Origin of the sequence: Variovorax glacialis (assembly GCF_051216375.1) — a bacterium.
Classification (GTDB): Bacteria; Pseudomonadota; Gammaproteobacteria; order Burkholderiales; family Burkholderiaceae_C; genus Variovorax.
Genome location: NZ_JBPJZT010000013.1, coordinates 90,145 through 109,528, shown reverse-complemented (window position 1 = coordinate 109,528; position 19,384 = coordinate 90,145). Strand labels below are relative to the sequence as shown.

15 protein-coding genes are annotated in these 19,384 nt (G+C 65.6%); 11 read left to right on the top strand and 4 right to left on the bottom strand.

Features of this window, described 5'->3' with window-relative positions; translation table 11 throughout:
- The first annotated feature begins 96 nt into the window (after positions 1 to 96).
- Together ACSFBL_RS27065 and ACSFBL_RS27060 are read left to right on the top strand one after the other, a co-directional pair.
- Positions 97 to 783, top strand: coding sequence for a toll/interleukin-1 receptor domain-containing protein (locus tag ACSFBL_RS27065; protein WP_435518912.1), 687 nt, complete (start codon positions 97 to 99; stop codon positions 781 to 783).
- A 6-nt stretch (positions 784 to 789) separates the two neighbouring features.
- Positions 790 to 2,931, top strand: a complete 2,142-nt coding sequence (locus tag ACSFBL_RS27060; RefSeq protein WP_435518911.1) for a KGGVGR-motif variant AAA ATPase — start codon at positions 790 to 792, stop codon at positions 2,929 to 2,931.
- Between the two features lie 10 nt (positions 2,932 to 2,941).
- Here ACSFBL_RS27060 and uvrA read toward each other — a convergent pair whose 3' ends face one another.
- Positions 2,942 to 5,995: an excinuclease ABC subunit UvrA gene (uvrA, locus tag ACSFBL_RS27055; protein WP_435518910.1), complete on the bottom strand. Its 3,054-nt coding sequence runs from the start codon at positions 5,993 to 5,995 to the stop codon at positions 2,942 to 2,944.
- Positions 5,996 to 6,362: 367 nt separating this feature from the next.
- Here uvrA and ACSFBL_RS27050 point away from each other — a divergent pair, with 367 nt between their 5' ends.
- The gene (locus ACSFBL_RS27050; RefSeq protein WP_435518909.1) at positions 6,363 to 6,992 is read left to right on the top strand and encodes a response regulator; all 630 of its coding nucleotides are present in this window, start codon (positions 6,363 to 6,365) and stop codon (positions 6,990 to 6,992) included.
- 143 nt (positions 6,993 to 7,135) lie between these two features.
- Positions 7,136 to 7,777 carry a response regulator gene (locus ACSFBL_RS27045; RefSeq protein ID WP_435518908.1) on the top strand — a complete coding sequence of 214 codons (642 nt, stop codon included), beginning with the start codon at positions 7,136 to 7,138 and terminating at the stop codon, positions 7,775 to 7,777.
- 8 nt (positions 7,778 to 7,785) lie between these two features.
- Here ACSFBL_RS27045 and ACSFBL_RS27040 read toward each other — a convergent pair whose 3' ends face one another.
- Positions 7,786 to 10,758 (bottom strand): ATP-binding protein, encoded by a 2,973-nt coding sequence (locus tag ACSFBL_RS27040; protein ID WP_435518907.1) that lies wholly within the window; start codon positions 10,756 to 10,758, stop codon positions 7,786 to 7,788.
- Between the two features lie 267 nt (positions 10,759 to 11,025).
- Between ACSFBL_RS27040 and ACSFBL_RS27035 the strand changes: the two genes are divergently transcribed.
- From ACSFBL_RS27035 to ACSFBL_RS27020, 4 genes are all read left to right on the top strand, one after another.
- Positions 11,026 to 11,472, top strand: coding sequence for a LapA family protein (locus ACSFBL_RS27035; protein WP_435518906.1), 447 nt, complete (start codon positions 11,026 to 11,028; stop codon positions 11,470 to 11,472).
- A 61-nt stretch (positions 11,473 to 11,533) separates the two neighbouring features.
- Positions 11,534 to 12,604: an AI-2E family transporter YdiK gene (gene ydiK, locus ACSFBL_RS27030; RefSeq protein WP_435518905.1), complete on the top strand. Its 1,071-nt coding sequence runs from the start codon at positions 11,534 to 11,536 to the stop codon at positions 12,602 to 12,604.
- Between the two features lie 72 nt (positions 12,605 to 12,676).
- Positions 12,677 to 13,720 carry an SAM-dependent methyltransferase gene (locus ACSFBL_RS27025; protein ID WP_435518904.1) on the top strand — a complete coding sequence of 348 codons (1,044 nt, stop codon included), beginning with the start codon at positions 12,677 to 12,679 and terminating at the stop codon, positions 13,718 to 13,720.
- Complete coding sequence (locus tag ACSFBL_RS27020; RefSeq protein WP_435518903.1) at positions 13,717 to 14,511, top strand: DUF1295 domain-containing protein; 795 nt, start codon at positions 13,717 to 13,719, stop codon at positions 14,509 to 14,511. Before ACSFBL_RS27025 ends, ACSFBL_RS27020 begins: the two co-directional genes overlap by 4 nt.
- An 8-nt stretch (positions 14,512 to 14,519) precedes the next feature.
- Here the strand turns inward: ACSFBL_RS27020 and ACSFBL_RS27015 are convergent, their stop codons facing one another.
- Together ACSFBL_RS27015 and ACSFBL_RS27010 are read right to left on the bottom strand one after the other, a co-directional pair.
- Positions 14,520 to 15,176 (bottom strand): ChrR family anti-sigma-E factor, encoded by a 657-nt coding sequence (locus ACSFBL_RS27015; protein ID WP_435518902.1) that lies wholly within the window; start codon positions 15,174 to 15,176, stop codon positions 14,520 to 14,522.
- Positions 15,173 to 15,832, bottom strand: coding sequence for a sigma-70 family RNA polymerase sigma factor (locus ACSFBL_RS27010; RefSeq protein WP_435518901.1), 660 nt, complete (start codon positions 15,830 to 15,832; stop codon positions 15,173 to 15,175). Before ACSFBL_RS27010 ends, ACSFBL_RS27015 begins: the two co-directional genes overlap by 4 nt.
- Before the next feature lie 118 nt (positions 15,833 to 15,950).
- Here ACSFBL_RS27010 and ACSFBL_RS27005 point away from each other — a divergent pair, with 118 nt between their 5' ends.
- Genes ACSFBL_RS27005 through ACSFBL_RS26995 form a run of 3 tightly spaced genes read left to right on the top strand, consistent with a single transcriptional unit; the run spans position 15,951 to position 19,380 of the window.
- On the top strand, positions 15,951 to 17,327 hold the full coding sequence (locus tag ACSFBL_RS27005) for an NAD(P)/FAD-dependent oxidoreductase (RefSeq protein WP_435518900.1): 1,377 nt from the start codon (positions 15,951 to 15,953) through the stop codon (positions 17,325 to 17,327).
- Entirely contained in the window at positions 17,324 to 18,118 is a 795-nt protein-coding gene (locus ACSFBL_RS27000) for a DUF1365 domain-containing protein (protein WP_435518899.1), read from the top strand. The genes ACSFBL_RS27005 and ACSFBL_RS27000 overlap by 4 nt, the downstream gene beginning before the upstream one ends.
- Positions 18,115 to 19,380, top strand: a complete 1,266-nt coding sequence (locus tag ACSFBL_RS26995) for a class I SAM-dependent methyltransferase (protein WP_435518898.1) — start codon at positions 18,115 to 18,117, stop codon at positions 19,378 to 19,380. The genes ACSFBL_RS27000 and ACSFBL_RS26995 overlap by 4 nt, the downstream gene beginning before the upstream one ends.
- Positions 19,381 to 19,384: the final 4 nt, after the last annotated feature.

The following is a 19,384-nucleotide window of genomic DNA, read 5'->3' as shown; positions in this document are numbered from 1 at the left end:
CTCCGAGGTGATGGCGATGCGCCCCGTGCCTCTGCCGAAAGTCGGGTTGCACTTTCCGAAGGTCGGGTTGTCGTCGCGAAATGAAGGGACTATCCTGTGGCCGCCTCCACCTCTCCCCTCGCGGGGCAACGCGCGATGTCCAGCGGATTCAAGTACGCCTGCTTCATCAGCTACAGCCACGGCGAACAGGCGCTCGTCAAGACCTTCATCGATCAGTTCAAGGAAGCGCTGAAGGCGTACCTGGAGCCGTACATGGAGGAAGAGGTGTACGTCGACATCGACCGCCTCAAGGCGAGTTACATGTACAACGAGGCGCTCGCGCAGGCGATCTGCCAGAGCGTGTGCATGGTGGTGATCTATTCGCCGGTCTACGAGCGGCGACCCTACTGCGGCCGCGAGTTCGAGGCCATGGTCCGGCTGGAGGCGCGGCGGCTCGCGCTGCTCGCCAAGGACGGCGAACCCCGCGGGCTGATCATCCCGGTCGTGCTGCGCGGCTTCAAGGATCTTCCGGCGCGCATCCAGCAGGGGCGCCAGGCGATCGATTTCTCGCACTTCACCCTGGCCACGCAGGAGATGAGCCGCAACCCCGATTTCGTCGCCCGCATCCAGGAGATCGCGCAGCAGATCTACGAGCACTTCAAGGCGCTCAGCGCGGCTGGCGATGATCCTTGCAAGGAGTGCATGGCCTTCAGTCTGCCGGCCGAAGCCGATGTCGCGCCCTGGCGGCCGATGGCCGCCGCGAATGTCGCGACCGCGTGGCAGCCCAGCTTCCCGAACCGCTAGACGGACATGACGAGCGCCGCACCCGCGCGGACCCCCGGCAGCATCATCACCTTCTATTCGTACAAGGGCGGCACCGGCCGCACGATGGCGCTCGCGAACACGGCCTGCGTGCTGGCCGAGCGCGTGAATGCCGATGCCGGCGAGAAAGTGCTGGTGGTGGACTGGGACCTGGAAGCGCCCGGGCTGCACCAGTTCCTGCCGGCGCGGCTGCGGTCGCGGGGTCCCGCGATCGACACCGGCCTGGGTGCCGAAAGGGGCCTGATCGATCTCTTCATCGCGATCCGCGAGGCACTGCCCGAGGCGGAACCGGCGTCCGCGGACGAAGCCGAGGAGGCCGCGGAAACCGCGATGTCGCGCATCGATATCGGCAGCTTCATCGGCGATACCGAGGTGCCGAACATTCACATCATTCGCGCGGGGCGCAACGACGACGGCCTGTATTCGCGCCGGGTCAACACCTTCGATTGGGAGGGCCTGTTCAAGCGCGCTCCAGGCATCTACCGCAGGGTCGCGGAGGCGCTGGGCCTGCGCTACCGCTACGTGCTGGTCGATTCGCGCACCGGCGTCACCGACATCAGCGGCATCTGCACGTCGCTGTTGCCCGAGAAGCTGGTCGTGGTCTTCACGCCGAACCGGCAGAGCCTCACCGGTGTGCGCGAGCTGGTCGTGCGCGCCACTTCATACCGGCTGGGTTCCGACGACCTGCGGCCGCTGCTGGTCTACCCGCTCCCCTCGCGAATCGAAGTGTCGATGGAGCGGCTCAACGCGCATTGGCGCTACGGCAACCTGGACGCGGGCGTGGCGGGCTACCAGCCGATGTTCCAGAACCTGCTGAAGGACTGTTACGCACTCAAGAACTGCGATCTGGGCGCGTACTTCGATGATGTGCAGATCCAGCAGTCCGCGGATGTCGCCTACGGCGAGGTGATCTCGGTGCGGCAGATGAGCAGCGAACGGCTCTCGCTCGCGAACAGCTACCGGGTGTTCGTCGAGAGGTTGCTGGCGGACATTCCGCCGTGGATGGCGCAGGACTCGCCGGTCACGATGATTGTGCCGCGCGGCAGTGCGCCGATCACGCCGCCGACATCACAGGGGCCGTCATCCGTGCCGGCCTCGGCTGGCTTCGGTACCCCGCCAGTCCCGCCGCCGATGCCGGGTAGTACGGTGCAGCCGGGCACCGCCGCGCCTGGGTTGCCGCCGTCGGGCGGCATGGCGGCGGAGGACCCGTTCGCCGATCTGCCGCCGGCGTCGGTCGTGCCACCGTCGCCCACAGTCTCCAAAGGCAAGCGCGTCTTCATCAGCTATGCGCCGCCCGACATCGCCCAGGCGCAAAAGGCCGACCTCATGCTGCGCCAGCATGGCTATGAGGTGTTCCTCGACCGCGACATCAAGCCGGGCGTCAGTTTCCAGGGGGCGATCGCGGACGCGCTGGACGCGTCGGACGTGGTGATCGTGCTCTGGTCGAAGGCCTCGGTCGGATCGGACTTCGTCAAGCTCGAAGCGAGCGAAGGCGGGCGACGCGGGGTGCTGGTGCCCGTGCTGCTCGATGGCGCCTACCCGCCGCTGGAGTACCGGAGCTACCAGGCGATCGACCTTTCGCGCGACAGCCGGCGCGATTGGGACGCGCTGCTGTCGCAGGTGGAGAGCGTTGCCGGGCGCAAGTTCGTCTCTCCGCCCGGAGGGGCCGTACTGGCCCCTGCACCGCGGTCGATGGGCTGGTGGGGGCTGCTGGCGGCGATCGGCGCGTCGGTGGTGGTCCTCGCGGGCTGGCAGATCCTGATGTCCTCGCGCACAGGCCAGCACGGAGAGGCGTCGTATCCCTCCACCACGCCGAACAACGCGGCACAGGGGCCGAACGCCGTCGTGCCGGTGGTCGTCCCGGATTTCGCGGGGCTGGACGTGCGCAGGGTGGTGCAGCTTGCGCAAGAACGCGGACTCGGGTTGGTCGTGATCGATGCGGCGACGGGCGCCGTCGATCCGACGCCGCCGCCGCCCGGTTCGGTGATCGGACAGTTGCCGGTACCGGGCAGCCTGGTCACGGCCGGGACGCGCGTGAATGTGCGTGTGGGTACTTCGGGCCCGCAGGAGCAGAGGACGGTGCCGTCCGTCCCGTCCCCGCCGCCCGCAGCCAACTACCCGAAGAAGTAGGCGGCGCAGGTCAGCCGGGCAGCAGCCGCTTCAGGTAGCGCCCCGTGTGGCTCGCCTCGTTCGCGGCGATGTCCTCCGGCGTCCCGACGCCCACGACCGTGCCGCCGCCCGCGCCGCCTTCGGGACCCATGTCGATCAGCCAGTCGGCGGTCTTGATCACGTCGAGGTTGTGCTCGATGACCACGATCGTGTTGCCTGCGTCGCGCAACTGGTGCAACACCTTCAGCAGCAGTTCGATGTCGGCGAAGTGCAGGCCGGTGGTCGGCTCGTCGAGGATGTAGAGGGTACGGCCGGTGTCGCGCTTGCTGAGTTCGAGCGCGAGCTTGACGCGCTGGGCCTCGCCGCCCGACAGCGTGGTCGCGGCCTGGCCCAGCTTGATGTAGCTGAGGCCGACGTCGAGCAAGGTCCGCAGCTTTCGCTCGATGGTCGGCACGGCCTTGAGGAAGTCGTGCGCGGTCTCCACCGTCATGTCGAGGATCTGCGCGATGTTGCGGCCCTTGTACTGAACTTCGAGCGTCTCTCGGTTGTAGCGCTGGCCGTGGCACACCTCGCAGGGCACGTACACGTCGGGCAGGAAGTGCATCTCGACCTTGACCACGCCGTCGCCCTGGCAGGCTTCGCAACGTCCGCCGGCGACGTTGAAGCTGAAGCGCCCGGGCCCGTAGCCACGCTCGCGCGCGGTGTTCGTCTCCGCCATCAGTTCGCGGATCGGCGTGAAAAGCCCGGTGTAGGTCGCGGGGTTGCTGCGGGGGGTGCGGCCGATCGGCGACTGGTCGACGTTGATGACCTTGTCGAAATACTCGATGCCTTCGATCGCCTCGTGCGCCGCCGGCTCCTCGTGGGCGCGATAGAGGGTGCGGGCAACCGCGGCATAGAGCGTGTCGTTCACCAGGGTCGACTTGCCCGAGCCCGAGACGCCGGTCACGCAGGTCAGCAGGCCGACGGGGAAGGCGACGTTCACGTTCTTGAGGTTGTTGCCCGATGCGCCAATCACGCGGATCTCCTGCAGATCGGATTGCGACGCCAGGTGCGCCGCCTCGCGCGCAGCGCGCCGTTCGGCGGCCGGGCTCTGCGGAAAGCGCGACGGCTTCTTGCCTTCGTTGAACGCCGGCTTGGCCACGACCGGCAACCACGGCGTGCGGCGTGCAGGCACCGCGATCGTCTTGATGCCCGAGAGGTACTGCCCGGTCAGCGAATCGGGGCTGGCGGCGACCTGCTCGTAGGTGCCCTGCGCCATTACCTGGCCGCCATGGACGCCCGCGCCAGGCCCCATGTCGATCACGTGGTCGGCCGCATGGATCATGTCTTCGTCGTGCTCGACCACGATCACGCTGTTGCCGATGTCGCGCAGATGCTTGAGCGTGCCGATGAGCCGGTCGTTGTCGCGCTGGTGCAGGCCGATGCTGGGCTCGTCGAGCACGTACATCACGCCGGTGAGGCCGGAGCCGATCTGCGAGGCCAGGCGAATGCGCTGCGCCTCGCCGCCGGACAGCGTCTCGGCGCTGCGGTCCAGGCTCAGGTAGTTGAGCCCGACGTCATTGAGGAACTTGAGTCGAAGGCCGATCTCGCGGACCACCTTGTCGGCGATCTCGGCCTTGGCGCCGCGCAGGTGCAGCTTCTGGAAGTAAGCGAAGCTCTCGCGCAGCGTGGCACGGCTGATCTCGTAGATCGCCATGCGCTGGGGCTCGGGGCCCGTGTCGTCCACGAGGAACACGTTGCGCGCCTCGGGCCGCAGCCGCGTGCCTTCGCAATCGGGACAGGGCTGCATGTTGCGAAAGCGCGAGAGGTCCTCGCGCACCATCGTGGAGTCGGTCTCGCGATAGCGCCGCGCCATGTTCGGGATGATCCCTTCGAAGGGGTGCTTGCGCACCAGCTTCTTGCCGGCCTGCTGGCCGCTGTCCATCACGTAGGTGAACTTGATGTCTTCCTGCGCCGAGCCTTGCAGCACGGTCTGCTGGACGGAGGCGGGAAGTTCCTCGAAGGGCGTGTCGATGTCGAACTTGTAGTGCTTCGCCACGCTTTCCAGCATGCTGAAGTAGTAGCCGTTGCGCCGGTCCCATCCCTTGATGGCGCCGCTGGCGAGGCTCAGCGACGGGAAGGCGACCACCCGTGCAGGGTCGAAGAACTCGCGATGGCCGAGGCCGTCGCAACTCGGACATGCGCCCACCGGTGAGTTGAAGGAGAACAGCCGCGGTTCGAGTTCGGCCAGCGAGTAGTGGCAGATCGGACAGGCGAACTTGGCGTTGAAGAGATGCTCATGCGCCGGCTTCGGCGCCGGTGCGGATTCGGGCTCGCTCGCCGGTGCGTCCATCTCGAGCGCAATGGCGCGGCCGTCGGCCAGGCGCAGCGCGGCTTCGAAGCTCTCGGCCAGGCGCTGCTGCATGTCGGGCCGTGCGCGCAGGCGGTCGATGACCACGTCGATGTCGTGCTTCTCGGTCTTCTTGAGTTTGGGCAGGTCGCTGTATTCGTAGGTCTGCCCATCGACGCGGAAACGGATGTAACCCTGCGCCTGCATCTCGGCGAAGAGCTCGACGAACTCGCCCTTCTTCTCGCGCGCGACGGGCGCCAGGATCATGAGGCGGGGCTCGTTGGGTATCGCGAGCACGGCATCGACCATCTGGCTGACCGTCTGCGCCTGCAGCGGCAGGTGGTGATCGGGGCAGTAGGGCGTGCCGGCGCGGGCGAAGAGCAGCCGGAGGTAGTCGTGGATCTCGGTGACCGTGCCCACGGTCGAGCGCGGGTTGTGGCTGGTGGCCTTCTGCTCGATGCTGATCGCGGGCGACAGGCCCTCGATCACGTCGACGTCCGGCTTGTCCATCAACTGCAGGAACTGCCGCGCATAGGCCGAGAGGCTTTCGACGTAGCGGCGCTGGCCTTCGGCATAGAGCGTGTCGAAGGCCAGGCTCGACTTGCCCGAGCCCGACAGGCCGGTGATCACCACCAGCTTGTTGCGCGGGATGTCGAGGTCGACGTTCTTGAGGTTGTGCGTGCGGGCGCCGCGGATGCTGATGCGCTGCTGCGCGAGCACGGCGCCGAGGTAGGCGTCATCGGTGGGGGAATTCACGGGCGGTCGGTCCTGGGCAACCGGACATGATAAGTCCCCGGCGATTTCGGGGCGCGTGGGAGGAATCGTGGCCAGGCCAGGCGATCGCCCGTATCGGGCCGTTGCAGCCCTGCAACGGCTAAAGCCCAACTGGGGAAGATTCTCGGAAGCGGCCTCAGAAGAATCTGAAAAGGACACCTGACAGCGCCCGGTGAGGCCGATTTCAGTACTTCATCGCTATGCTTCGACGCCTGCGAGCCATGTCTTGCCCCCGCAGAGGTGTCCACGCCCAAGTCAAAAGGCCACCCGGAATGATCGGTACTGCACCGATCGCCTCTGCGAGATGCACGACATGGCTCAGATTCTTTAGATCCAAGGGGAATACAAAATGCACTCAGTCGTCCTGGTTGACGATCATCCGGCCATTCGGCTGGCCGTCCGAACTGCTCTGGAGGCCACCGGCCATTTCAGAGTCGCAGCCGAGGCCGCCGATGGTCCATCGGCGCTCGCCACCATCCGCGAGCACGAACCAGATCTGGTGATCCTGGACGTGGACTTGCCGCGCTTGAACGGGCTCGACGTCATCGAACGCGTCACGAAGCTTCAGCGTCAGACGAAACTGCTGGTCCTGTCGGGCCAGCAAGAGGCCATCTTCGGCGCCCGGGCCGTCAAGGCCGGCGCGAATGCCTTCATCAGCAAATCGGAAGATCTCGACCGCGTGGTACAGGCCGCCTACACGGTACTCGCCGGCTACAGCATGTTCGCGACGTCGGTCCTGAAGGCGCAATCCGGCTTGGGCGACGGCAAGCCCGGGACATTGATCAAGAGTCTCTCCGACCGCGAGTTGACGGTGTTGCAGTACCTGGCGCGCGGCCTGAGCAACAAGGAAATCGCCGACACCCTGCTCATCAGCAACAAGACCATTAGCGGCTACAAGACGAGGATCTTCGAGAAGCTGAGCATTTCGACGCTGGTCGAACTGGTCGATTTCTCGCGCGCCCATCAGTTGGTGACCTGAGCGGTCTGCAGGCGATTCCGTCCAAACCAATGGAATTGACACTTGTTGACGTTCGGTCGGATAGTCCCTCCCGCCTCGAACCCGAGTGGGCTTTGCACTCACGAGGGTCTTCAATATGGCTTGTGAAGGACGATCGGATTTCCATGGCGCTGCGCTTGATCATTGCTGACGACCATCCATTCATTCGCGCTGGCGTGAGGACGCTGCTCGAGGATAGAGGTGGCATGACAGTCGTTTCCGAGGCGGATTCCCCGGACAAACTGCTATCGGTATTGCGTGAAACGCCCGCCGATATGCTCATCACCGACTTCTCCATGCCCGGCGGTCAGGCAGCGGATGGATTGGCATTGCTTCAGCGCATACGGCGAGACCATCCCAAGCTGCCGCTGATCGTCCTGACGATGATCTCCAATGCCGCCGTGCACGGAACCGTCCTCGAATCGGGCGTGTCCGGCCTGGTCGACAAGGCTGCCGGCATGGCCGAGATTTCCTCTGCGATCCAGGCCGTGCAGCAGGGCCGCACCTACGTCAGTACCACCTTCCGACAGAATCTGTTCGAAAGCCAGTTCAACCTGAAGGACAGCGAGACCGCCAAACTTTCGCCGCGCGAGGTCGAGGTGCTGCGTCTGTTCGCATCCGGGATGACCGTGACGGCCATTGCCGAGCGCTTGTCACGCAGCATCAAGACGGTGAGTCGACAGAAGTCGGACGCCATGGTCAAGCTGGGTCTCAAGAACGACCTCGACATCTACACCTATGCGCGCGAGCACGGCATGATTTCGTGATCGTTCGCTCAGGCGTGCAGGCGTGTGAATTCCGAGGCGCGCGAAAGGACCGATGAAACATCGTCTTTCGCGACGCCATAGAGGTCGCCGATCCTGTCCTTCGAGGCATCGTCTGTTCCTTCGAGCCTTTCGATCGCCTGCAACCGGGCAACCGCTTCCACCTCGTCGAGTTGATGGCAGGCCGAGCTCAGCCTGTGCGCCAGTTGTCGCAGCGCTGCATGGTCGCCGGCTTCGTACGCGCGATCCATCGCTTTCAGGTCTTCCGCCGTCGTCGTCACGAAGATGTCGACCAACTTCGCGACCTTGCGCAGATCGCCGCTGCAGAGCGCCGTCAGGCCCTCGTAGGCCGGTTCGCAATCCGTCTGCGCGTCCTGCGTCGCGCTCGAAGCGACGTGCGTCGTGCCAGACGTCGACCGTCCAAGCATGACCTGCGTGAGCGTCTTTCGAAGGTCATCGAGCTGCAGAGGCTTGGACAGGTAGGCGTCCATCCCGAGCGCGAGACAGCGCTCGGCTTCGCCCTGTAATGCACTCGCGGTCAGCGCGATGATCGGCAGTCTCGGCAGGCCCATCCTTGCCTCGCGATCGCGCAGGCGCTTTGTCAGTTCGTAGCCATCCAGAAATGGCATCCGACAGTCCGTCAACAGCATCAGATAGTCCGCCTCGGGCGAGGCCAGTCTTTCCCAGGCCTGTTCCCCGTCTTCTGCGCAATCGCATTCATAGCCGAGCTTGGCGAGTTGCCGCGTGATGACTTCACGATTGATCGGGTGGTCCTCCGCGAGCAAAACCTTGTGGCTGACATCGGGCACAGGCGTCGCTGCCCCGGCTTCGATCGGTGTCTGGTCGTCATTGGCATCAACGCCCGTGCCCGTTGCATATTTCCTTGAAGAATCAGCGACGGGCGTCGATGGATGCAAGGGCAAGGTCACCACGAATCGGCTGCCTGCGTTCAGGCGGCTTTTGCACTCGATGTGCCCCTGCATCAACTCCACCAATTGCTTGACGATCGTGAGCCCCAAGCCGGTGCCGCCATAGCGCCGCGTGGTGGCGGCGTCGGCTTGTCGGAAGGGTTCGAAGAGCGACTTGGTCATTCGCGGATCGATCCCGATGCCGGTGTCCTGTACCGCAAGCTCGAACTGCTTCTTCGACAGCCGGTTCGCCTGCACCTTCACGCCGCCCTGATGGGTGAACTTGACCGCATTGCTGATGAGGTTCGTCAGGACCTGCCGGATCCGGACCGAGTCGCCGACGATGAACGACGGCAGGTGGGGATCGATCTCGATGTCCAGCCGGATTCCCTTCCGTTCCGCTTCCGGGGCCAGCGTCGCGCACACGTCGTCGATGAGCTCGTCCAATGACAGGGGGCGGTGCTCGAGGTCGAGCATGCGCGCCTCGATCTTCGAGAAGTCGAGGATGTCGTTGATGATGGTGAGCAGGGCCACCGACGACTCCCGGCTACGCATCAGCATGCCCCGCTGCTCCTGCGTCAATGGCGTATCGATGACGAGATCGATCATGCCGAGCACGCCATTGAGCGGCGTGCGAACTTCGTGGCTCATCATGGCAAGGAAGTGCGCTTTGGCCTCCACGGCCGATCGCGCTTCCTCGGCCTTGGCCACCAGGTCTGCCTTCAGCGCCTCTTCATTCGTGACGTCCTTGGCGATGCCGGTGAAGGAGACGACAGCGCTGTCGCCGTTGACATGCCTCGACATGCTGCCCCGCACGTCCAGCGTTCGGACGAGGCCATCGCGGCTGCAGACGCGGAAGCGGTCCTTGTACGCCGCGAGCCCGCGTCGATACGTCAGGTCGATCCGTGCGGCGACGCGCTCGCCGTCTTTCGGATGCAGCCGCATGAAAAGATCCCGATAAGTCACGACAGAATCCGGACCTTGCCCGTAAAGCTCGCGAAATTTCAGGTCGGCCGTCACGACCGTGTCGAGAAATGCGGGGTCGGTCAGGTACGAATGCGCGGGCAGCAGCGTGAGTGAGCGCCATACGCCCAGCCCACCAACGCTGAGGGCCAATTCGAGGTTGCTTCGCGACAGTTCGAGTTCGGCGAGTGCCTCATCGGCACGCGACTTGGCCTTGCCGAGTTCGAGTTCGTCCCGGCGTCGCTCGGTGATGTCGCGATTGACGCCGACCAGGAAGTCATTGCTCCCGCGCACCCGGTCCGGCGAGATGAACCCTTCGATCCATCGCTCCCCTTCCGTTGGATCGATGACCCGGAACTCGGAGGCGGCGACCTCTTGCCGGGTACGCACGAACTCGATGCTCGCCCTGACCTTGTCGACGTCGCCGGGGTGGATATTGGCGAAGACGGCAGACACCTCCCGTTCCGTCGCCTTGATACCGAGGTTCCTGCGGGCGCGTTCGTCCGTGCGGATTTCGCCCGTCGCCAGATTCCATTCCCAGAAGCCCATGCGGGCCGCTTCGAGTGCGATGGCCAGGCGGGCGCTGGCATCTTCGAGCTGACTCTGGGTTGCCCTGTCCTCGGTCACATCGATCGCGACGGCCACGATGCCGCGAAGCCTGCCGCGGCGGTCGTAGACGGGCCGCTTGCGCGACTGCATGGTGCGAACCACGCCACCGATCACGATGTCCTCTTCGTAGGTGTTGACCGATCCCGATACGATCAGCTCACGGTCCTGCGAGAGAAAGCGATCGTGGAGATCGGGCCCGAAGAGCTCCCTGTCGGTCTTGCCGATCGCGCTTTGGGCATCGATGTGAAAAGCCTTCTCGAACTCCGCATTCAGCGCCCGGTACCTGAAGTCGGTGTCCTTGAAGAAGAGGATGTGTGGGACCGCGTTGAGAATCGCGCTGAGTTCATCGTCCCGGCGCTGGATCCGGCGCGCGCGGGCGAACTGCATGACGGCCAGGGCGACGATGCAGAGCGATCCCAAGGCCATCCAGAGCCAGTGCAATTCGATGGACATCGGTTGTCCGAAGAAGTAGGTCGCGATGCCGAGCACACAGGTCAAGGCCATTGTGGCGACGCTTCCATCAAGTGCCTGCGTGAATTGACTGACCCGCGTGAACATGAGACCTCCGAACCCGGACAAAAAATGCAGCAGCGAGACTAGTCGATCCTCTTCCGGAGCACCAACGCATCAACTGAAGCTTCCCGGGTCACCATTCGAAAGTTCAAACGCAGATCCAGCGCCCTCCCGCAGACGCCGCAACAAGGAGTTTCTAGAGTCGGGCGCCGCCGGGTTCATTTCGATCCGGCCGTTCACAACTAATGAAGGTATGCAATGGGAACAAGAGCAGGCGTATTGGTCGTCGTCGTTCTGCTGATCGCAGGTCTGGCGACTCTGAACTGGGGTGTCCTCGGCGCACCGGTTGCGATGTCGCTCGGGTTCATGGAAGTCGCGGCGCCCCTTGGGCTTGTCATGCTGGCACTGACCGGGGTGCTGGTGGTCGTCTTCAGCACCTACTTTCTGCATCTGCAGGGCGCGGTGCTGCTCGAGACGCGTCGACACACGAAGGAGATGCGGGCCCAGCGCCATCTCGCGGATAAGGCGGAGGCTTCGCGCTTCACCGATCTGCGCAACTTCCTGGCGGCGCAGGACAAGGCCCATCTGGAGCGCAACGCTGAGCGCCATGCCTCGCTGCTGGCGCGGGTGGAACAGGTGGAGGCGGCGATCAAGCTGCGCTCCGAAGTCCTGGAGCGCGCGATTTCCGCGCGGCCGGTCGCCTGAGGCTTAACGGCGAGGCTCGCGTCAAGCAAACTGTGGGCTGTCCAAGAACCTGGTGCACGCCATGACCGAACCTCGCTCCGACCTTGCCAAGATCACCTTCAACGTATTGAGCATCGTCCTGCTCATCGGCTCGTCCCTCTGGATCCTCCGGCCCTTCCTGGGAGCGACGATCTGGGCGGTCATGGTGGTGGTGGCCACCTGGCCCGCACTGCTTTGGTTCGAGGCCCGGCTGTGGCGGCGTCGCAGCCTCGCGGTGCTCGTGATGGTGTTGATTCTGCTGCTGCTTTTCGTGCTGCCGCTCACCATGGCCATTTCCACCATCGCGGCCAACGCGGACGAGGTCATCGACTGGTTCAAGCTGCAGATCAGCCAGGGCCCGCCCGAGCTGCCCGGGTGGGTGGGTGCAGTGCCCTTCGTCGGCCCCAAGTTGACGGTGGCCTGGGACGAACTCGTGGCTTCGGGCGTGGCGGGCGTCGAGGCCAAGGTCACGCCCTACGCCAAGCAGGTCACGGGTTGGCTCTTCTCGCAGGCCGGCGTCGTCGGCGCGTTGACGCTGCAGTTCCTGCTGACCGTCGTCATCGCGGGGGTGATGTACGCACAGGGTGAAACCGCGGCGGCGGAGGTTCTGCGGTTCGGCCGCAGACTGGGAGGCGCGCGCGGGGAAGGCGCCGTCGTGCTGGCCGGCAAGGCGATCCGCGGGGTGGCGCTGGGCGTGGGCGTGACGGCGATTGTCCAGGCGGTGGTGGGCGGGATCGGCCTCGCCATCGCCGGTGTGCCCTTCGCCGCACTGCTGACGGCGGTGATGTTCATGCTGTGCATCGTCCAGATCGGACCAACGCTGGTACTCGCGCCGGCGGCGGTCTGGGTCTTCTGGCATGGCTCGACGGCCTGGGGCGTCTTCCTCATCGTGTGGACGCTGATCGTCGGCACCATGGACAACTTCCTGCGCCCGATGCTCATCAAGCGCGGCGCCGACCTGCCCCTGCTGCTCATCTTTGCAGGTGTCATCGGCGGCCTGCTCGGCTTCGGCCTGGTCGGCATCTTCGTGGGGCCTGTCATGCTGGCGGTGTCCTATACCCTGATCGACGCTTGGCTCAAGGACGCCGACCAGCCCGCCATCGAGGGCAAGTGATCCGGCGGGCCCTGCGGTGCGTACAGGCCATGCCGGCACACGCATCCGTGTGTCACCCACATGGAGTTGTGCATGCCGCAAAACACCGCCGTTGCGATCCACTGGGTCGAACAGGGCATGGTTCCCGATCCGGTGGTGCGTCTCGGCATACGCCGGCTGCTGAAGACGCGGCTCGCGGAGCTTCGGGCCGACGATGCACAGGCCGTCGGCGAACTGACCCAGGAGTTCGTTGACGAACTCGGCACTGCCGAACTGGCGCTCCAGCCGGAAAAGGCGAACGAGCAGCACTATGAGTTGCCCGCCCGGTTCTTCGGCGGCGTGCTGGGCGCGCACCGCAAGTACAGCAGTTGCTATTGGCCCGAAGGAGTCGCGACCTTGGCCGAGGCCGAGGCGGCCGCGCTGGCGTTGACCTGCGAACGTGCCGGCCTGGCCGATGGCCAGCAGGTGCTGGAACTGGGTTGCGGCTGGGGCTCGCTGACCTTGTGGATGGCCGAACGCTACCCAGGCAGCCTCATCACCGCCGTGTCCAATTCCCACGCCCAGCGCGAGTACATCGAGGCGCAGGCCGTCGAACGGGGGCTGTGCAACATCTGCGTGATCACCCGCGACTTCAACGACTTCGACACGGCCGAGCGGTTCGACCGCGTCGTGTCGATCGAGATGTTCGAACACCTGCGCAACTGGCCTCGTGCCTTCGCCAACGTCGCCCAGTGGCTGCGACCGCAGGGTCGGTTCTTCCTGCATGTCTTCGCTCACTGCGGAGCGCCCTATCCCTTCGTCGAACGGGATGCGAGCGACTGGATGAGCAAGCACTTCTTCTCGGGCGGCATGATGCCGAGCGACGACCTGGCCCTGCACTTTCAGGAAGACCTCCGTCTGCTGCGGCGATGGCGGTGGGACGGCACCCACTATCAACGCACCGCCGAGGCCTGGCTGAGCAACATGGACCAGGGCCGAACCGAACTGTGGCCGATCTTCAGCGCCATCTATGGCGAGGACGCCGACTTGTGGTGGACCCGCTGGCGCCTTTTCTTCCTGTCGGTGTCAGAACTGTTCGGCTACGACGCGGGACAACGGTGGTGGGTCAGCCACTACCTGTTCGAGAAGCGGCAATGAACGTCCAGCATGTCGCGGCGCTCGCAGGCCTTGCTGTGCCGCTCGCATTGGCCGGCCTGACGTGGGTGGCGAGCCTGATACGCCGCGACGCGAGCGTGGTGGATCGCATGTGGTCGCTCTTCATCGCTGGCGCCGGGCTTGCGTACTTCGCATTGCTTCGTCCCTCGGGCGGGCCCGGTCCCTGGATGCTGGCGCTCGCGCTCGTGTGGGCGCTGCGTCTGAGCCTCTTCATTACCTGGCGGAATTGGGGGCACGGCGAAGACCGGCGCTATCGGCAGATTCGCGAGCGCAACCAGCCAGGTTTCGCATGGAAGAGCCTGTTTCTCGTCTTTGGTCTGCAGGCTTTGCTGGCTTGGGTCGTATCGGCGCCCCTCCTGGTGGGCATCGCGGGAAGTCGTTCCGGGGGATGGCTCGATGCCGCAGGACTTGCGCTTGCGGCATTCGGGATCGTCTTCGAGTCGATTGCCGACGCCCAGATGGCCCGCTTTCAAGCCAGCCTTCCGAACCGCGGCAAGGTGATGGACCGGGGCTTGTGGCGCTTCACCCGTCATCCCAACTATTTCGGCGAGGCGTGCGTCTGGTGGGGCCTTTGGCTCATGGCGATCGGGGCTGCGGGCTGGAGCGGCGCATGGAGCGTGGTGTCTCCCCTCCTGATGACCCTCCTGCTACTGAAAGTGTCGGGCGTGAGCCTGCTCGAAAAGGACATTGCAGAACGCCGCCCAGAATACCGGGCGTACGTCGCACGCACCAACGCCTTCATTCCCGGTCCGCCTCGCAAGACGTCGACTTGAGGTCGCCCCTACATACCCACCAGCGCGCCCAGCACCCGCGCCACGGCGCCATCGAAGAGCACCCTGCCTTGAACCGAGGCGAGGCAGACGCATTCTCCGGCCGCCTGCACCGTGGGCTGGTGCCGGATGCTGCCGTCCGTTTCATCGAAATCGCCCGGGCCGAACGAGGCGCGGCCGTCGTGGAACGTGCCGTAGAGCACCTGTGTGAGTTCCGAATCGCTGTGCGTGTGCTGCGGCAGCATCTTTCTCGCGCCGATGCGGAGCAGGAAGACGTTGGCCGCCTTGTCGTCCGGCAGCGTCACGCGACTCCAGCGCATCCCCGGCCCGAGCCAGCGCCAGGGCGTCGACGCGCAGCCTTGCATTGCGCGAGGCCAGGGCAGCCCGTCGGGAAGTGCGGCACGCATGCCGGTGCCGCCAGGCCGAGGCATCCTGGGTGGCTCCGGCGCGTCGATCGCCGCAAGAGTTCGCGCCAACGCCTGCGATTCGAGGACTTCCGGCGCCAGCGTCTCCAGCATGGCGCCGCCGACCGTTTCGAACAGGCGCACATGCGCCCGGCAGTGCGCGCAGCCCTCGACATGGCTGGCCACGAGAAGGGAATGTCCGCCGGAGAGGCGGCCTGCTGCAAACGCCAGAAGCAGTTCTTCGGCTGGATGGTGAGAGATCATGGTTCGAACTCGTCGAGCAAGCGACGCAAGTGATTCACGGCAAGCCGCACCCGCGACTTCACCGTGCCGAGCGGAATGCCCAGTTCGCTCGCGATCTGGGCATGGGGGTGCTCTTCGAAGAAGGAAAGGCGCAGCACCTGGGCCTGCTCCTCGGGCAACCGTCCCAGGGCCGAGCGCACGCCGGCTTCGCGCTGCCTGACGTGGGTTTCCTCGTCGGGAGACGGCTGGGAGCCAGGCATCGCGTCCCACTCGAGGTCGTCCATGTCGACCGCCGCGGGTCCGTGATGCCGGTGGTGGTCGACGCACAGGTTGCGCGCGATGGTGAAAATCCAGGTGGAAACGCTCGCCCGGGCCGGATCGAACTGCGCCGACTTGCGCCAGACGCTCACCATCGTTTCCTGGGTAAGTTCCTCGGCAAGTCCCTCGGCGCTCCCGGAGCGCATCAGGTACGCCTTCACGCGGGGTGCGAAGTGCTTGAAGAGCGCGGCGAAGGCTTCCCGGTCCCCGGTGAGCGCCAAGGCCCTGGCAAGCGCGTTCAGTTCCTCGATGGTCGGCATCGCTCCCCGGCCCTGGTGAGGTGTCACAACCGACAGGTAGGGCGATTGCGACCGCGTTGGCGACGCGGCCACGGCCGATGACGGTCGGACGATGTTCATGCTGCTCCTACGAAGAGCGAGCGGGATTAGATCACAGCGGTCAAAAAAAGAGATCCAGGCGGCCAGCCAGCCCGTACAACGGTCACGCCTGTCTTAAAGGAGTTGTGAGGATGGCCCCATGAGCTTTGCTGCCGCACCCGAGCGGCGCAGCCCGCCTGCGCCTTTGCCGCCAGGCGCCGCGCTCGACGTGGCCGTGATCGGAAGCGGGATTTCCGGCTTGTCGGCCGCCTGGCTGTTGTCGCAGCGACACCGCGTCACCGTCTTCGAGGCTGACGGCCGCCCCGGCGGCCACAGCAACACGGTCGACGCGCCGTACAGGGGTGGGGCGATCCCGGTGGACACCGGGTTCATCGTCTACAACGAGTCCGCCTACCCGAATCTCACGGCCTTGTTCGCCCACCTGGGCGTCGAGACGCAGGCGTCCGAAATGTCGTTTTCAGTCAGCCTGGACGACGGCGCGCTCGAATATTCGGGCACGAACCTGCGAACGCTCTTCGCGCAGCGCGGCAATCTGTGCAGCCCGCGCTTCTGGTCGATGCTGCGCGACATCGTTCGCTTCTACCGTCATGCGCCGGCCGACGCCGCGGCCTTCGGCCAGATGCCTCTCGACGCGTATCTGCAGATGCGGGGCTACGGGCGGGCGTTCCGGGAGGACCACCTTTATCCGATGGCGGCGGCGATCTGGTCGACCCCCGCGGACCGCGTCGGCGCCTATCCGACCGAAGCATTCGTGCGCTTCTGCGAGAACCACCAACTGCTCCAGTTGGCCGAACGCCCCGCATGGCGAACGGTCCGGGGTGGGAGCCGCTGCTACGTCGAGCGGATGATCCAGGTCCTGGGCGATCGCCTTCGGCTTGACAGCCCGGTCGTGGCGGTCCGTCGGGATTTCCGGGGCGCCTGGGTCCTCGGCGACCAGGGCCGACCGCCCGAGCGCTTCGACCACGTCGTGATCGCGACGCATGCCGATCAGGCGCTCCGCCTGCTGTCGGACGCCAGCCCCGACGAAATGCGCGTGTTGAGCGCGTTCGAGTACAGCCGCAACCGCGCCCTTCTGCACACGGACCCATCCTTGATGCCACAGCGCCCCGCAGTGTGGTCGAGCTGGAACTACGCTGGCCGTCGTGGCGGCGCGCCTGCGTTGTGCGTGACCTACTGGATGAATCGCCTGCAGGGGATCCCCGAGGAATCGCCCCTGTTCCTTACGCTCAATCCCGTGCGCGAGCCGCGATCCGGGCACCTCGTTCACTCCGAGATCTACGAGCATCCCGTGTTCGACGCCGGCGCCATTCGCGCACAGGGCGAACTGTGGTCGCTGCAGAGGCGGCGTCGCACGTGGTTCTGCGGCGCCTACTTCGGGTCCGGCTTTCATGAAGACGGACTGCAGGCCGGCCTCGCCGTTGCCGAGGCGCTCGGCGGCGTGCGTCGGCCGTGGCGTGTCGCCAACGAGTCCGGTCGCATCCGCCTGGGTTCGCTTTCGGAAACCTTGACCTCATGAACGGTCACTGCGCGCTCTACACCGGCTCCGTCGTGCACCAGCGATCGGGCGCGACACGTCATCGCCTGCGCTATCGCATGTTCTCCCTGCTGATCGACCTGGACGAACTGCCTCAGCTCGAGAAGCGTCTTCGACTGTTCTCGGTCAACCGCTTCAACCTGTTCAGCCTGCACGAGCGCGACTACGGCGCCCGCGACGGCTGCAGCCTGCGGGCCCACGTGGAACGACAACTGGCCGCATCCCACCTGGCGGCCGGGGGTGCCATACGGCTGCTGAGCATGCCCCGCATCCTCGGATACGCATTCAACCCATTGAGCGTCTACTTCTGCCATCACCCGGACGGCGGCCTGCAAGCGATCCTCTATGAGGTGAACAACACCTTCGGGGAACGGCACAGCTATCTCATCCCCGTGCCCGAATCCGAGCGTCATGCCGAACGACTCGCCCAGACCTGCGCCAAGCAGTTCCACGTGTCGCCCTTTCTGGCGATGGAAATGGCCTACCGGTTTCGCATCGACCCGCCTCGCGCGGATCGAGAGCGACTGCAAATCGCCGTGACGGCGGAGGGGCCCGAGGGCGTGGTGCTTGCGGCCGGCTTCGACGCACGGCGCCACGCGCTGAACGACGCGATGCTGGCGCGCGTTTTCCTGACGCATCCATGGCTCACGCTCAAGGTCGCGGGTGCCATTCGCTGGGAGGCCCTGCGTCTCTGGCTGAAGGGCGCTCGCCTGCATCGGCGCCCGCCCGTGCCGGAGCGGGCTGTCACCAACGTGGAGCCGGTGGAACGATGAGCGCATCTTCGGAACCATCGAACGATCTGGAGCCGGGCAGCGCGCGGCAGGAGCTCCGCCCATCGACGCTGGCCGGGCGGCCTTTGCGGCGGCTGCTGGAGCGCTTGTTGAAGAACCTGCACGCCGGAACGCTGTCGATCGACTTGCCCGACGGCAGTCGCATCGACGGCCGCGGCGCGCTTGCGGGGCCGCACGCCTCGATCACCTTGCACCGTTGGCGGCCTCTCGCCCGCCTGCTGCTGCGAGGGGACATCGGACTCGCGGAAGCCTATCGGGACGGCGATTGGTCGACCCCGGACCTCGCCGCGCTGCTGGAACTGGGCTTGGGCAACGAAGCCGCCTGGGGACGCACGCTGGACGCCTCCTGGCCGGCGCGATGGCTTGGCCGTCTCATGCATCGCGCGAACGTCAACTCGCGCCGCGGCAGCCGGCGGAACATCGCATTCCATTACGACCTGGGCAATGCGTTCTACGGCCTATGGCTGGATCCGCAGATGCTCTATTCGAGTGCGCTCTTCGCGCAGGGCAACGAAACCCTGGAGGCGGCGCAGGCGCTCAAGCTGCAACGCATCGTCGAACTGCTCGACATGGAGGACGGCGCGAACGTGCTGGAAATCGGCTGCGGATGGGGTGCCCTGGCATTGGAGCTCGCACGCCGTCGCGATGTCCGCGTCACCGCGTTGACGCTGTCCGCCCAACAACTGGCGCACACGCGGCAGCGTGCGTCCGAGCTGGGCCTCTCCGGGAAGGTCGATGCACGCCTGCAGGACTATCGCGACGCGGATGGCCAGCATGACCGGATCGTTTCCATCGAAATGCTCGAGGCCGTGGGGGAACGCTACTGGCCCGTCTATTTCGAGACGCTCCGTCGGCGCCTCGCCCCCGGTGGAAAGGCCGTCGTGCAAGTGATCACCATCGCGGACGAACACTTCGACCACTACCGGCGTCATGCCGACTTCATCCAGCACTTCATCTTTCCGGGGGGCATGCTGCCGTCCCCGGGGGCAATGCAAGCGCATGCCGATGCGGCAGGTCTCAAGCTGGTGAAGGATCTGTCCTTCGGCGAGAGCTATGCCCTGACGCTCGCCGAATGGCGGCGGCGCTTCGTGCGCGCCTGGCCGCAGATCGAAGCGCTCGGCTTCGACACCTCGTTCCGGCGCCTCTGGGAGTACTACCTGTGCTACTGCGAGGCCGGCTTTCTCGCCGGCCGGGTGGACGTCGGGCTCTACACCCTCACACATGCCGGGGTGCGGGCCGCCTGAGGCG

What these genes read in the sequence shown, in the direction of transcription:
- ACSFBL_RS27060 (WP_435518911.1), top strand. Translation starts at nt 790, where the DNA reads ATGACGAGCGCCGCACCCGCGCGGACCCCCGGCAGCATCATCACCTTC.
- ACSFBL_RS27050 (WP_435518909.1), top strand. Translation starts at nt 6,363, where the DNA reads ATGCACTCAGTCGTCCTGGTTGACGATCATCCGGCCATTCGGCTGGCC.
- ACSFBL_RS27045 (WP_435518908.1), top strand. Translation starts at nt 7,136, where the DNA reads ATGGCGCTGCGCTTGATCATTGCTGACGACCATCCATTCATTCGCGCT.
- ACSFBL_RS27040 (WP_435518907.1), bottom strand. Translation starts at nt 10,758, where the DNA reads ATGGCCTTGACCTGTGTGCTCGGCATCGCGACCTACTTCTTCGGACAA.
- ACSFBL_RS27035 (WP_435518906.1), top strand. Translation starts at nt 11,026, where the DNA reads ATGGGAACAAGAGCAGGCGTATTGGTCGTCGTCGTTCTGCTGATCGCA.
- ydiK (WP_435518905.1), top strand. Translation starts at nt 11,534, where the DNA reads ATGACCGAACCTCGCTCCGACCTTGCCAAGATCACCTTCAACGTATTG.
- ACSFBL_RS27025 (WP_435518904.1), top strand. Translation starts at nt 12,677, where the DNA reads ATGCCGCAAAACACCGCCGTTGCGATCCACTGGGTCGAACAGGGCATG.
- ACSFBL_RS27020 (WP_435518903.1), top strand. Translation starts at nt 13,717, where the DNA reads ATGAACGTCCAGCATGTCGCGGCGCTCGCAGGCCTTGCTGTGCCGCTC.
- ACSFBL_RS27015 (WP_435518902.1), bottom strand. Translation starts at nt 15,176, where the DNA reads ATGATCTCTCACCATCCAGCCGAAGAACTGCTTCTGGCGTTTGCAGCA.
- ACSFBL_RS27010 (WP_435518901.1), bottom strand. Translation starts at nt 15,832, where the DNA reads ATGAACATCGTCCGACCGTCATCGGCCGTGGCCGCGTCGCCAACGCGG.
- ACSFBL_RS27005 (WP_435518900.1), top strand. Translation starts at nt 15,951, where the DNA reads ATGAGCTTTGCTGCCGCACCCGAGCGGCGCAGCCCGCCTGCGCCTTTG.
- ACSFBL_RS27000 (WP_435518899.1), top strand. Translation starts at nt 17,324, where the DNA reads ATGAACGGTCACTGCGCGCTCTACACCGGCTCCGTCGTGCACCAGCGA.
- ACSFBL_RS26995 (WP_435518898.1), top strand. Translation starts at nt 18,115, where the DNA reads ATGAGCGCATCTTCGGAACCATCGAACGATCTGGAGCCGGGCAGCGCG.